This window comes from Flavonifractor sp. An306 (genome assembly GCF_002159455.1).
Taxonomy (GTDB): domain Bacteria; phylum Bacillota; class Clostridia; order Oscillospirales; family Oscillospiraceae; genus Flavonifractor.
Map to the genome: position 1 here is coordinate 1 of NZ_NFIQ01000019.1, position 13837 is coordinate 13837.

Annotated in this window: 15 protein-coding genes; 4 read left to right on the forward strand and 11 right to left on the reverse strand. The window is 62.4% G+C overall.

All coding sequences use genetic code 11. The features are described from left to right. The 11 genes from B5F88_RS06515 to B5F88_RS06565 all read right to left on the reverse strand — a co-directional run. On the reverse strand, positions 1-283 hold a 283-nt coding region (locus B5F88_RS06515; RefSeq protein ID WP_140402071.1), incomplete at its 3' end, for a hypothetical protein. A gap of 15 nt (positions 284-298) precedes the next feature. Continuing rightward, positions 299-1336, reverse strand: coding sequence for a flavodoxin-dependent (E)-4-hydroxy-3-methylbut-2-enyl-diphosphate synthase (gene ispG, locus B5F88_RS06520; protein ID WP_087343205.1), 1038 nt, complete (start codon positions 1334-1336; stop codon positions 299-301). 11 nt (positions 1337-1347) lie between these two features. Next, on the reverse strand, positions 1348-2424 hold the full coding sequence (locus B5F88_RS06525) for a M50 family metallopeptidase (RefSeq protein ID WP_087343208.1): 1077 nt from the start codon (positions 2422-2424) through the stop codon (positions 1348-1350). A 15-nt stretch (positions 2425-2439) separates the two neighbouring features. Continuing rightward, positions 2440-3582 carry a 1-deoxy-D-xylulose-5-phosphate reductoisomerase gene (locus tag B5F88_RS06530; protein ID WP_204246208.1) on the reverse strand — a complete coding sequence of 381 codons (1143 nt, stop codon included), beginning with the start codon at positions 3580-3582 and terminating at the stop codon, positions 2440-2442. A 2-nt stretch (positions 3583-3584) separates the two neighbouring features. Beyond that, positions 3585-4409, reverse strand: coding sequence for a phosphatidate cytidylyltransferase (locus tag B5F88_RS06535; RefSeq protein WP_242959659.1), 825 nt, complete (start codon positions 4407-4409; stop codon positions 3585-3587). After that, the gene (locus B5F88_RS06540; protein WP_087343214.1) at positions 4410-5156 is read right to left on the reverse strand and encodes an isoprenyl transferase; all 747 of its coding nucleotides are present in this window, start codon (positions 5154-5156) and stop codon (positions 4410-4412) included. A gap of 93 nt (positions 5157-5249) precedes the next feature. Further along, positions 5250-5804 carry a ribosome recycling factor gene (gene frr / locus B5F88_RS06545; RefSeq protein WP_087343216.1) on the reverse strand — a complete coding sequence of 185 codons (555 nt, stop codon included), beginning with the start codon at positions 5802-5804 and terminating at the stop codon, positions 5250-5252. Between the two features lies 1 nt (position 5805). After that, on the reverse strand, positions 5806-6528 hold the full coding sequence (gene pyrH, locus B5F88_RS06550; RefSeq protein ID WP_087343219.1) for a UMP kinase: 723 nt from the start codon (positions 6526-6528) through the stop codon (positions 5806-5808). A 155-nt stretch (positions 6529-6683) separates the two neighbouring features. Next, entirely contained in the window at positions 6684-8639 is a 1956-nt protein-coding gene (locus tag B5F88_RS06555; protein WP_087343222.1) for an S-layer homology domain-containing protein, read from the reverse strand. 42 nt (positions 8640-8681) lie between these two features. Further along, complete coding sequence (locus B5F88_RS06560) at positions 8682-9107, reverse strand: helix-turn-helix transcriptional regulator (protein WP_087343224.1); 426 nt, start codon at positions 9105-9107, stop codon at positions 8682-8684. Between the two features lie 22 nt (positions 9108-9129). Next, positions 9130-9555 (reverse strand): helix-turn-helix transcriptional regulator, encoded by a 426-nt coding sequence (locus B5F88_RS06565; protein WP_087343227.1) that lies wholly within the window; start codon positions 9553-9555, stop codon positions 9130-9132. A 189-nt stretch (positions 9556-9744) separates the two neighbouring features. Here B5F88_RS06565 and B5F88_RS06570 point away from each other — a divergent pair, with 189 nt between their 5' ends. From B5F88_RS06570 to B5F88_RS06585, 4 genes are read left to right on the forward strand one after another with little or no spacing between them, the layout of a single operon-like run. Continuing rightward, a complete protein-coding gene (locus tag B5F88_RS06570) occupies positions 9745-10398 on the forward strand; it encodes a protein kinase (RefSeq protein ID WP_242959660.1) in 654 nt (217 codons plus the stop codon). Position 10399: 1 nt separating this feature from the next. After that, the gene (locus tag B5F88_RS06575; protein ID WP_087343229.1) at positions 10400-11659 is read left to right on the forward strand and encodes a zinc-ribbon domain-containing protein; all 1260 of its coding nucleotides are present in this window, start codon (positions 10400-10402) and stop codon (positions 11657-11659) included. Between the two features lie 14 nt (positions 11660-11673). Beyond that, entirely contained in the window at positions 11674-12597 is a 924-nt protein-coding gene (locus B5F88_RS06580) for a zinc ribbon domain-containing protein (protein ID WP_162612127.1), read from the forward strand. A 3-nt stretch (positions 12598-12600) separates the two neighbouring features. Then, complete coding sequence (locus B5F88_RS06585) at positions 12601-13836, forward strand: zinc ribbon domain-containing protein (RefSeq protein ID WP_087343236.1); 1236 nt, start codon at positions 12601-12603, stop codon at positions 13834-13836. The last annotated feature ends 1 nt before the right edge of the window (position 13837 follow it).

Consider the following 13837-nt stretch of genomic DNA (forward strand, 5'->3'; position numbering starts at 1 on the left):
CGGGAATGGGCTCGGCGGCGGGGGCGGGGACGGCCTCGGGCTGGCCCGCCACCTCCAGCTCCACCTGCTCCACCCGGTAGGTGAGGGACAGACTGCGCTCAATGGTGCGGCGCAGCTCCTCCCCCGGCTGGGTGGGGCACTCCACGCTGGCCCGGATGGACCGGGTATGCTTGTCGATCACCGCCCGGGTCACCAGGTAGCCCGACACCAGGCCGGCCAGCTCCTCCCCCGGCTTCCAGGCGGAAAACAATTTTAGAAATGGGATCTTTTGTGCTTCTGGCATATGACACGCTCCTGCTTACAGTTGGTCCACGAGGGCAAACAGCTCATCCACCAGTTGGTCCTGGGGCACCTTTTTCACGATCTCCCCCTTGCGAAACAGCAGGCCATCCCCGTTGCCTCCGGCAATGCCCACATCGGCGGCGGCGGCCTCGCCGGGGCCGTTGACCACGCACCCCATCACCGCCACGGTGATGGGCTTTTCCACGGCTTTCAGCCGCTCCTCCACCTCATTGGCCAAGGCGATGAGGTCGATGCGGGTGCGGCCGCAGGTGGGGCAGGAGATCAGGTCGGCCCCCTCCCGTCGCAGGCCGGCGGCCTTCAGGATGTCCCGGGCCGCCAGCACCTCCTCCACCGGATCGGCGGACAGGGACACCCGCATGGTGTCCCCGATACCCAGGGCCAGCAGGCCCCCGATGCCGATGGCCGACTTCAGGGTGCCCATGCGGATGGTGCCCGTCTCGGTGACGCCCAGATGTAAGGGGTAGTCGCTCTGTTCGCTCATCAGCCTGTAGGCCGCCATGGTCACCGGCACGCTGGAGGACTTGAGGGACACGCAGATGTCGTGGAAGTCGTACTGCTCCAGCAGGGCGATATGTCCGAAGGCGGACTCCACCAGGGCCTCCGGGGTGACCCCGCCGTACTTGGCCAGCAGGGGCTTTTCCAGAGAGCCTCCGTTGACCCCGATGCGGATGGGGATTTTTTTCGCCTTACAGGCCTCCGCCACCGCCTTCACCCGGTCGGCTCCGCCGATGTTGCCCGGATTGATGCGCACCGCGTCGCACCCGGCCTCCACGCAGGCCAGGGCCAGCTTGTAGTCAAAGTGGATATCCACCACCAGAGGAATGTGGATCTGCGCCTTGATGGCCCCCACCGCCTTGGCGGCGGCCATATCGGGCACCGCCACCCGGATGATCTGACAGCCGGCGGTCTCCAGCCGCCGGATCTGCGCCACGGTGGCGGTCACATCGTCGGTGGGGGTATTGGTCATGGACTGTATGGTAACAGGGGCGCCCCCGCCGACGGGGACGCCTCCTACAAAAATCTGTCTGGTCACGAAATTGCCTCCTACAGGATGAACCTGTTTACATCATTGATGGCCACCAGAATCATCAGGGCAATCAGGCAGATAAAGCCCGCCGCGTTGACGTAGCCCAGATATTTCTGGTCGATATACTTTTTGCTGAACAGGTGGTAGACCCCGTTGACGAGGAGCAGGAAGATCTGCCCGCCGTCCAGGGCGGGGATGGGCAGCAGGTTCATCACCGCCAGGTTGATGGCGATGAGGGCGGTGAAGTCCAGCAGGTTGATCACCGCGCCGAACAGGCCCGCCGCCTCGGCTCCCGCCTGGCCCACCTCGCCGGCCACGGCGGTGATACCGATGACCCCGGACATGTCCTTGAGGCCCACCGCGCCGGTAAAGATATCTCCCAGGCCCATCCACACCATGCGCACGTAGTCAATGGCCTGATACCAGCTGTTCTGCAGACGGGTAAATACCGTGTCCTCCAGGAACTCTCCCACGTAGATGCCCCGCTTTTCCACCTGCTGGCCGTTCTCATCGGTGAGCGGGCGGTAAGGCAGGGAGATTACGCCCAGGTCCACCTTCTCCCCGTCCCGGACCACCGTAACGTCCACGTCCCCTCCCGCCCGCTGCAGGTAGATCATGGCGTCGCTCTGGAAGTAGATGCGGTGGCCGTCGATGGTGTAGAACCGGTCGCCGGGGTGCAGGCCGGTGTCCAGCACCTCCTCCGCCCCCTCCATCACACCGGTGAACACCGGGGCGGCGGGACTGCCCGCCAGGAAGAAGATCACCAGAATGATGACCAGGCCCGCCACAAAGTTCATAAAGGCCCCGGCCACCAGGATGATGAACTTTTTCCAAAAGGGCTTGTTGTGGAAGGAGCGGGGGTCGTCGGAGGACTCCTCCTCCCCCTCCATGGCGCAGAAGCCGCCGATGGGAAACAGCCGGAGGGAGTAGGTGGTCTCCCCCTTCTGCCGGGACAGGAGGGCGGGTCCCATGCCGATGGCAAACTCGTTCACCCGCACCCCCAGGCTCTTGGCGGCCACAAAGTGGCCAAACTCATGGATGGCAATGAGCAGGCCGAAAAACAGGATGATGAGTACAATGGAAAAGATGGTCATAGGCACCTCAATGCGTCAAAGGGTTTCCGCCGCCCGGCGGGCGGCCTGATCAGCGGCCAGCACGTCCTCCAGTTCCGGCCTTTGAGCCACCGGCACCGTGGCCAGGGCGTGCTCCACCCGTTGGGCGATCTCTCCGAAGGAGATCTTTCCCGCCAGGAACAGGGCCACCGCCGCCTCATTGGCCCCGTTGAGGGCCGCGGTGGCGGTGCCGCCGGTACGGGCGGCCGCCAGCGCCAGGGACAGGCAGGGGAAGGCGTCGTAGTCCGGGGCGTGGAAGGTAAGGGGCGGACAGGTCAGCAGGTCCAGGGGCTTTGCCACCGCCGCCGTCCGGGCGGGCCAGGTGAGGGCGTACTGGATGGGCAGGCGCATGTCCGGCACCCCCAGCTGGGCCAGGATGGCGTTGTCACAGTATTCCACCAGAGAGTGTACAATACTCTCCCGGTGAACCACAATGGAAATCTTCTCCGGGGGCAGGCGGTAGAGCCGCATAGCCTCGATAAACTCCAGGCCCTTGTTCATCAGGCTGGCCGAGTCCACGGTGATCTTGGCCCCCATGGACCAGTTGGGGTGCTTCAGAGCCTGCTCCACCGTGGCGGAGGCAATCTTTTCCTTCTCCCAGCCCCAGAAGGGGCCGCCGGAGGCAGTGAGGATCAGGCGCTTCACCTCGCGCCGGTCCCGGCTGCCCTGGAGACACTGGAAAATGGCGGAGTGCTCGGAATCCACCGGCACGATCTCCGCGCCGTGGGCGTCGGCGGCCTCCATCACCAGCTCCCCGGCGCAAACCAGGGTCTCCTTGTTGGCCAAAGCGATCCGCTTGCCCTGACGGATGGCGGCCAGGGTGGGCCGCAGGCCCACCATACCCACCACGGCGGTGAGCACGGTGTCCGCCCTCTCCAGGGTGGCCGCCTCAATGAGGCCCTCCATCCCCGAACTCACCCGGATGGGGGTGTCGGCCAGCCGGGTCCGCAGGTCGGCCGCGGCGGCGGGGTCCATCATCACCGCCAGCTCCGGCCGGAACTGGCGGCACTGCTCCTCCAGCCGCTTCACGTCCCGGTTGGCGGTGAGGGCGGCCACAGTCATGCCACAGGCGGCAATCACCTCCAGTGACTGCCGCCCGATGGACCCTGTGGAACCCAACAGAGAAATACATTTGCTCATAGTCAGCCTCCCACAGCGGGCAGGATGTGAAGCAGCAGCTCCACCAGGGGGGCGCAGAAGATCACGCTGTCAAAGCGGTCCAGCACCCCGCCGTGGCCGGGAAAGATGTTGCCGAAATCCTTGATCCCGTACTCCCGCTTGATATAGGAAAAGGACAGGTCCCCCAGCTGGGACACCACGCTGCCCAGGGCCCCGTACAGGGCCAGCAGGAGGTAATGCACCTTCAGGTCAAACCCGAACTGGAGAACGGCGCCATAGAGCACCGTACACACCACCGCCCCAAAAAAGCCGCCTACCGCCCCCTCCACCGTCTTTTTGGGGGAGAGCTCGGGGGCCAGCTTGTGCTTGCCGAAGGCCATGCCGGCAAACAGGGCGAAGGCGTCGCTGACAAAGGCGATGACCAGGGGCAGGATCACCAGCGCCCGCCACTGGTCCATCAGCCGGATGCGCAGGAAGGAGGAGAGGAAAAAGGGGATGACCACGGTGAGGAAAAAGGCCCCTCCCATCTTCTCCAGGCCGATGCGCTTGTGGCTGGCAATGGCCTCGCAGAACAGCAGCACCACGTAGATAAACAGCCCGCACAGGATGGGCAGGGATGCGCCGCTGTAGTACACCCAGAAGGGGAGCAGGCCCGCCATAATGATGGAATAGCCGGAAATGCGGGGATGCTTGAGAAAGCTGGTGGACCACAGGGCCTCATGCACCGCGATCATGGACAGGCCGGAGATGATCACCGGCAGGATCATGGGGTACATCGGAGATACCCAGTAGATCGCCAGAAGCAGCAGCGGAATGAAGATCACCGCCACCATAACTCGCTTGACCACTCACACACCTCCAAAGCGGCGGGAACGGCCCTGATAGGCCGCCAGCGCCTTGTGCAGTTCTTCCTTGGAAAAATCGGGCCACAGCACGTCGGTGTAGTAGAACTCGGCGTAGGCCGACTGCCACAGCAGGAAGTTGGAAATCCGTATTTCCCCACTGGGCCGGATCACCAGGTCCGGGTCGGGCACCCCGGCGGAGTAGAGGTATTGGGAAAAGCCCTCCTCCGTCAGCTGCTCCGGCGTGGTATTCCCCGCCGCGCAGTCGGCGGCAAAGGCCCGGGCCGCCCGCACGATCTCGTCCCGGCCCCCGTAGTTGAGGCACACGTTGACCTGCATGCCGTCGTACCGCTGGGAGATGGCGTCGGTGCGGCCGCACATCTCCCGCAGCTCGGCGGGCAGCGGGGACAGATCCCCGAAAAAGTGGAGCCTGATCTGATCCCGCTCCATCTTCTCAATGGACTCCAGCAGGTATTTCTTCAGCAGGCCCATGATGGCGGAGACCTCCTCCAGAGGCCGTTTCCAGTTCTCCGTGGAGAAGGCGTACACCGTCAAATAGTCCAGCCCGATGTTCTTGCAGTAGGTGGCGATGGTACGGAAGGTTTCCGCGCCGGCGGCGTGGCCCGCCGTCCGGGGCAGTCCCCGCCGCTTGGCCCACCGGCCGTTGCCGTCCATGATGATGGCCACATGGCGGGGCAGATGGTCAAAATCCACCTGGGCCGCCGTGTCCTCCTTTGGTTTTAAAAAAGCCATAGCTTGTATCCTATCCGATCCTTGTTCCAATTAAGATGCCGGTGCGGGACACCAGGAGGCGCCCCGCACCGTAACAGGTGGTTGCCTTGCGGCTTACACCGCCATCAGTTCGCTTTCCTTCTTGGCGGTGAGCTCGTCGATCTGCTTGCAGCGCTTCTCGGTGATGTCCTGAAGCTCCTTTTCGTAGTCCTTCCGGTCGTCCTCGGTAATCTCCGACTTCTTCTCCATGGCCTTGAACTTCTCCATGGCGTCCCGGCGGATGTTGCGGATGGCCACCTTGCCGTTCTCCCCGTATTTGCGCACCTGCTTGGTGAGCTCCTTACGGCGCTCTTCGGTGAGCTGGGGGAAGGACAGGCGGATCACCCGGCCGTCGTTCTGGGGGTTGATGCCCAGATCAGAGGTCTGGATGGCCTTCTCAATGGCCTTGAGCAGGGTGCCGTCCCAGGGCTGGATCATCAGGGAGCGGGGGTCGGGAGAGGAGATGGCGGCCACCTGATTCAGGGGGGTGGGGGCGCCGTAGTAGTCCACCGTAATCTTATCCAGCACCGCGGCGTTGGCACGTCCGGCCCGGACGCTGGCGAAATCGCTCATGACCACATCAATGGTTTTCTGCATCTTTGCATCGAATTCCTTGTTGACTTCTTTCATTTCACGGTTCCTCCTTGACGATGGTTCCTATTTTTTCGCCCATAACCACCCGCAGGATGTTCTCCGGGTCCTTGAGGGCGAACAGGATCACAGGAATTTTGTTGTCCATGGACAGGGACGTGGCGGTGGAGTCCATCACCTCCAGATGCCGGGCCAGGATATCGTCGTAGGTGATGGTATCGAACTTCACCGCATTGGGGTCCTTCCTGGGATCGGCGGAGTACACCCCGTCGATATTCTTGGCCAGCAGAATGGCGTCGGCGTCGATCTCAGCCGCCCGGAGGACCGCCGCGGTATCGGTGGAAAAGAAGGGATTGCCGGTGCCGCAGCCGAAGATCACCACCCGGCCCTTCTCCATGTGCCGGATGGCCTTGGAGCGGATATAGGGCTCCGCCACGGAGCGCATCTCAATGGCGGTCTGCACCCGCACGTCCACGCCCTTCTGCTCCAGCACGTCGGCCACAGCCAGGGCGTTGATGGTGGTGGCCAGCATCCCCATATGGTCGGCCCGGGTGCGCTCCATCCGGTCGCCGCCGTCCTTCAGGCCCCGCCAGAAATTGCCGCCGCCCACCACGATGCCTACCTGCACGCCCTGCTCCACGCATTTCTTGATCACGTCGCAGACGCTTCCGATTACGTCAAAGTCCAGCCCGCGGCTGGCCGCGCCTGCCAGCGCCTCGCCGCTGAGCTTCAGCAGCACCCGTTTGTACTGCGCCTGACTCATAATTCCAACCCCTTCATATGGTATTTCAGTCCACCTCATTTTAATATAGTTTTCCACATTTGCCTAGTAGTTAGGCCAAAGTTTTTACAAATTATTCGGATTCTTCCCCACACGCAAAAAAGGAGCGGGAAAACCCGCTCCTTTTTTGCACTGGGTTACTTCATCTGCTCATACATCCGCAGGGTAGTCATCATACACTGCTCCCTGGTGTAGGGCTGCTGGGGGGAGAAGGTGTTGCCGCCGATACCGTCCATGATACCAGCCCCCTTCACCTGGCCCACCGCGTCGAAGGCCCAGCTGGAGATAGCGTCGTTATCGGCAAAGGTGGGGGCGGAGGCGGTCAGCGGTTTGCCGATCACCTCTGCCAGCCGGGCCAGCATGGTGGCCGCCTGCTCCCGGGTCAGCTGGCCGTCTGGGTTGAACTTGCCGTTGCCAATGCCGTTGACCACGCCCAGAGCAGCCATTTTCTGCACGTTCACGTCGTAAGTGTCGGAGAAGGTGGCCCGCTCGGTAATCTCGGCCCCCTTGACCGTCTCGTACAGCTCCACCGCCAGGGCGCAGAACTCCGCCCGGGTAGCAGTCTTGGTGTACTGGGTCTGGAGATTATCGGGCACCAGCCCGGCGTCCACCGCTTGGCTCACCTGCTTCACCGCCCAGGAGGAGGGCCCGGCGCCCACGCCAAAGACCGGCTTGAAGGTGTGATTTTCCCGGACGTTCTGGAAGGTATAGCTGTCCACCGGGCCCAGGCATGTATCGTCCACGTAGACGTTGAGCAGGTGATAGCCCGGATTGGCTACAAACTTCAGGGTGGCGCTGCCCCCCTCCTTCACCTCCATGGTCTTGACCTTCTGGCCGTCCGGCCCAATGGTGGAGCCATAGACAGTTCCGCTGTTCAGGTTTTTGACCAGATAGCCGCCATTGCTGAGGAATTTGACCGACAGATCCACGGTCTGGCTCTTCTCCACATCCTGGCTCTGCCCGATATCACCCGCCAGATAGGTCGCGGTGACCCTGAGCTTGCCTGTTACGGTGCCGGGCGTTTTTGTGCTGCCTCCCAGCCCGACCTTGATGGTGTCGCTCTCCCCGGGTTCAAGGCGCCACCCTTCTCTGCACCAGAAGATATCTGTGGCGGTTTCCCCGTCCGTTCCGTCCCCGTCCTCGATCTGGCAATCCAGCCGGAAGGGGAATTTGCCCGTGTTGGTAATCGTAATCGTCTTCTCCACATCCCAGCGATTCGCCTCGCTGTTCTGGGTGCCAAAGTCCAGGCTGCCGGTGCTGAGGCTGAAGCCCTCGCTGCCCGAGTCCGCGAAGCCCTCCACATTGTAGCGCACGGTAAAGGCATCGGTCAGGGTGAAGTAATCCCCCGCCGGCCCTATGCCAATTCCACCGCTTCCGATCCAAATGCCGGTGTAGGGATCCAGAATGATCATCAGGTTGACCGAGGCGGTGCCGGAGCACACCTGGTTGGTACGCAGATGCGCCGAGACCCGAATAGAGTCACCGGGACGCACGATGTCGGTGGAGGCGGAAGCGGAGATCACGCCCTCTACCGACTCCGGGATGACGTCCGTGTCCCAGACCAGGATGGGCACACTGCTGTTATTGGTGAGGGTGACATACTGCGACGGCACCTCTGACTTCAGGTAGCTGGTGCCAAAATCAACCGACGTGGCGCTCAGGGAAATGCCGTATCTGGACTGAGCCTCGCTGCGGCTGATGTTGCCCAGGTTCTGGCTGCTACCCGTGTTGTGCGTGGGGGTAGGCGTGGGGGTAGGCGTCGCAGTCGGAGTAGGCGTAGGCGTCACAGCCGGAGTGGGCGTAGGCGTCACAGTCGGAGTGGGCGTAGGCGTCACGGTCGGAGTGGGCGTAGGCGTCACAGTCGGGGTTGGCGTAGGTGTCACAGTCGGAGTGGGCGTAGGTGTCACGGTCGGAGTGGGCGTAGGTGTCACAGTCGGAGTGGGCGTGACCTCCTGAGAAGGCGTTTCGGTCGTAGTCTGGAGTTCGTCCCCTCCGCCAGTCACATCCCCGGTTTCCTCCGCCAGGGCAATCACCGGCAGCAGGACCACGGCCAGGACAAGGGCCAGGAGCATCGTAAGCAGTTTTTGTTTCATCTCGTCTCAACCTCACTTTATCAGTTCTCACAGGGTAGCTGTCTAAAAGAGGGTTTTTTCCCCCGCCGCTGTCAGGGCCTCGTTGATCTCGGCCAAGGTCTTTCCGTGGACCAGGCCGTGGCTGATGACGGCGTCCCGCCGGAGCCGGGGATACAGCTGGGCATAGGCGGTCCGCAGCAGCAGCTGCTGGGTCTCCTCCAGGGTGGTCCCCATGGCGATGCACAGGCAGAGCAGCCGGTCCCGGGAGGGTACCCGCCGGCCGGAGAACACCTGATGGAGATACACCTCGCTCATACCCGCCTGCCGGGCCAGGGCCGCCTTGGAGATATGCCGCCTGCGGTAGATCTCCGCCAGCAGCTGGGGAAGCTGGCCGTCAAAAAAGTAGGGCCGGTTCTTCTTCAGGTAGGTATTCAGATCCGGCTCCTCCATCAGTCCCTGCTGCAGATCTCCCGTGCTTTTTTCCACCACAGCCGCCGCCCCCTCTCCTGGGTCAATACAGGGTTTTTTCATTTTCCACAAAGAGCTTGTCGTTGATCTCGTTCAGACTGAGCCCGTGGAGAATGCCGTGGGTCACAATGGCGTCCCGCCGGAGCTTGGGGTACAGGGGGGCGCAGGCGGCCCGCTTGAGCATCCGCTGGGTCTCCTCCAGGTTGAGACCCATGCCCACGCACAGGCAGAGCAGCCGGTCCCGGGAGGGCTTGCGCCGTCCGGAAAATACCTGATGAAGATATACCTCGCTCATACCCGCCTTCCGGGCCAGGGCCGCCTTGGACTGGTTCCCCCGCTCGAAATAGGCGGCCAGCTGGCCGGTAATGTCGTCCTGCACAAAGCTGGCCTGGTTTTCTTTCAGATAGGTATCCAGATCCGGCCGCTCCATCAGCTCCTGGCGCAGATCGTCGGTGGATTTCTCCTGCATGAAAAACTTCCTTTCTTTTCCTGTGTCCTTCCTGCCCTTTACTTTTTTAGTGATTTTGTATATAATAAATCTACATCATTTGCCATCTTATTGCAATATGCCCGCTGCATAGGGTTTTCGGTTTTTTCTGGGAGGGAGATCGACATTTATACCTGGTTTGAACGCGCGCTGCGCCAGGAATTTGACCAGGTGCGGCTGATCAAGGAGAGTTCCCGGGGGAGCGTGCGGGTGGTCCGCCACAAAACCACCGGCCGGGACTTCATCCTCCGGCAGTTCACCGGCAACCCGGAGGTCTATCAAAAGCTGCTGGACTACACCTGCCCCAACCTGCCCACCGTATATGAGGTGGCCTGTCAGGGAGACCAAAATCTGGTTCTGGAAGAGCTGATCCAGGGGGACACCCTGGGTTTTTTGCTGCAGGACGCCCTGTTCACCCCGGAGGAGACCCGGAAAATCGTCATCCAGGTGTGCCGGGCCCTGTGGGTGCTCCACTCCATCGGGGCGGTCCACCGGGATGTGAAGCCGGAAAACATCATCCTCCGGGGGTCTGAGGCGGTGCTCATCGACTTTGACGCCGCCCGGCTCCACAAGCCGGAGCACGAGATGGACACCCAGATTCTGGGCACCACCGGCTTCGCCGCCCCGGAGCAGTACGGCCTGTCCCAGTCCGACCTGCGCACCGACATCTACTCGGTGGGTATCCTCATCAACGTGATGCTCACCGGAGAGCACCCCTCCAAAAAGCTGGCGGAGGGGAAAATGGGCCACATCGTGGACCGGTGTACCCATGTCAACCCCCAGCGGCGGTACAAAAACGTGCTGCGGCTGATGGAGGCCCTGTAGCATGACCGGCAAGACCAGACCCTGCCCCCACTGCGGCGTCTCCCTGCCGGATGACGCCGCTTTTTGTCCCTTCTGCGCCGAACATATCCGGCCCCGGCAGACGGTGAAGGTCCCCTCCCACCTGTGGCGGAAGGGGCTGGGATACGCCGCTGTTCTGGTGGCGCTGGTGCTGCTGGCGGCTGCCATATACAGCTATGTGACCCCCAATGTGTATGACGCCTGGGGCGAACTGACCTATCCTTTGGACGGAAACGACTACCATCTGGCGGTCACCTTCCGCAACGACGGCGCCCCGGAGGCGGAGTATACCGTGCAGACGGAGGCGGAGGGCCGCTATGACCGGGCGGCCAAGCTGTTCATCACCCATGTGGACTCCGGGATGGACGCGGGACAAATGTTCAATCAGCAGATCGACTCTGCCTACGTCCAGGTGACCCAGCCGGAGGACTCCCCCTCCCCTGTCACCTGGCTCCAGCCGGAGTTTCAGAATGATCCCGCCACCGAGGGGCTGCTCCTCTCCGTACTCAACTTCACCGGCCAAAGCCGGGGTCCGGCGGAGATTGCGTGGACCATTCACATGAAAAACGGGGATACCATTATCCTGCGGCAGAGGATGAATCTCGCGCCGGTGGACTCCCTCCACTACTACCCGGAGGACTGGCCCATGGACACCATTGAGGAGCTCCAGGCCCTGGTGGAGCAGATCCAGGCGGAGGTCCCTCTGCCCACGGTGGTGCATCTCCATCTGCCCCCGGTGGCCTATGAGGGGGGCCTCACCATCGACGGGCGCACCATCAACCTTTACGGCTCCCTGGGTGAGCACAATATGCGCACCACCTTCCTGGGCCCGGTGGTGTACAAGCCTGAAAAGGACCCCCAGGGGTTCATTCAGTACATCGACTTCCAGGGAAGCGGCACCGGCACGGGCCTCACGGTGGAGGCCGACTGTCACGTGGAGGACTGCGGCTTCTCCGGCTGGGATACCGGCCTTCTCATCGGCGGAGAGGACTGGGCAGACCCGGTGGGCTGCCTCTTTGAGCATAACAAGGTGGGTTTCCGCTTTGACAGCGGCGGCAGCTATGTCAATGCCAGCCGCTTTGAGGGCAACGCCTTCCTGGACAACGGCACCGCCGTGGAGCTGCTCCGGGTGCCGGGCGACAAGACCCTCTATTTCGACGGCTGCCGGTTTGCAGGCAACGACGCGGATCTCTCCAACCCCGCCGGCCACCCCGTCAACATCTCCTATGCAACCTTTGAATGAAAGGGACGAGCTCTATGGAACACAACTGTCCTCATTGCGGCGCGCCTCTGCCCGAGGACGCCTCCTTCTGTCCCCGCTGCACCCAGAGCATCCGGGACCGCCAGCCGGTAAAAATCCCCTCCCACCTGTGGCGGAAGGGGCTGAAATGGGCGCTGGTACTGGTGCTTATCCTGGCTGTGGCCGGAGGCCTTTACGCCCGGTTCGGGCGGGAAACTCCCTCTGCCGGCCTCCCCGCCGGAGACACCACGGCGGTGATCCTGGAGGAGGATGAGAGCGGTATGGTTACCGTCACCCCCGACCTGCTGCGGGAGTATTTCCCCCTGCTGGCCGGCCTCAACTTCTCCACCACCTCCACCACCAGCGACGACATCGACGACTATCTTATGGAAAATTTCCAGCTGGCCAACTTAGTGGCCTCCCGGGGGGCCGCCGGTACCGACGAGGAGCGGGGCAGTTTCTACGCCCGCAGCTCCGGCACCCGGATCTGCCTCCTCCTCTTTGACCGCAACACCCACCTGATGGGTTACTTCATCGGGGAGCCCGTCCAGATCGAGGAGAGGAAATGGCAGATCGACGTGGTATCCTGCGACTACGACTTCACGGAACTCTATGAGGAACAGCTGGCCGCCTTCGAGGGCAACTGGGAGGCGGACTTTTCCACCTACATCCCGCCGGAGGAGATCGAAAGTTCCGGAGCAGTATGGTTTCTGAGCGGCTACAACACCGGAAAGGGCCCGGTGCTCCGGGAGGACGACGCCCAGATTTACCACCTGTGGGCTCTGCTCCACTCCCCGGAGCCGGAGCGCCAGTGCCGGGAAATCGAACGGCTGGAGGAATTTCTGCCTAATGAAGGCCGGTGGCGGTGCTATCTGCTGCTGGACAAGGACTATAACCTGCTGGGCTACACCATGCTGGACTATCAGGGCAATGGAGGATAACAGATGGAGCACAAGTGCCCGTGGTGCGGCGAGGATCTGCCGGAGAACGCCTCCTTCTGTCCCCACTGCGCCCAGTTTACACGTCCCCGCAAGGAAGCGGCAGCGCCCATCCCCCTGCGGAAAAAGGCCCTGCTGGGCCTGCTGCTTCTGGCGGTGCTCACCGCCGTGGGCGCAGGACTGTGGCTGAGCCTTTCCCCCAAAAGCTATGACGGCTATGGGGAGGTGCGCTACAGGGACTACCAGCTTCTGCTGAGCCAGTTCTCCGACCGATACGTCCCCTCCCCCACGGTCTCGGTTCAGGGGGAGCCGGAGGGCCAGTACCGGATGCCCGCCCGGCTGTTTATCAACAACAGCGACGGACAGGACGCCTCCCAGGCTTTTCTGGAAGAAGTGGAGACGGTATCGGCGGCCTTTGTGGGCCAGGAGGACAGCCCCTCCCCCATGACGTGCTCCCAGCCCGCCTACAATCCCGGCGTACCGGAGTGTCCCCTCATTTCCCTCATTGACTACACCGGTAAGAGCGGTACGGCGGAGCTGGTGTGGACGTTCCAAATGAAAAACGGGGATACCATCTATCTCCGGCAAACCTATGAAATCATCCCCATCCCGGTGTACGACTACTACCCGGAGGAGTACCCCATGGACACCGCGGAGGAGCTTCAGGCCCTCATAGACAGCATCGGCGCCCAGTTTGGAAACGACGAGGCCATCATCAATCTGCATTTGCCTCCCGTCACCTATGAGGAGGGCGTCACCCTCCAGGATCAGAGCCTGAACCTCTACGGCTCTACCGACGCCGACGGAAACCGCACCACCTTCACCGGCCCGGTTCGGGTGCTGACCCACTACGGCTCCATCACCTATTTTTACGACATGGATTTTATGGGCGACGGCAGCGGCACCGGGCTCTCCGGTTCCGCCTCCTTCCGGGCCACCAACTGCACCTTCACCGGCTGGGACACCGGGGTATTTGCCTACGGCACCAGCTGGGCCAACGTCATCGGCTGCACCTTCCGGTACAACAACATCGGCTTCCGCTTCGACAGCGACGGAGCGTACGCCAACCACTCCATGTTCAACGACAATGTCTTTATGGGCAATGACGTGGGGGTGCAGCTGGACAACGTGCCCACCGATGTGAAGCTCAATTTCCAGGGTTCCGTGTTCCAGGGCAACCGGATGAGCATTGACAACCGCTGCAGCCAGCCCACGGACCTGTCCCAGGCCACCCTAGACTAAA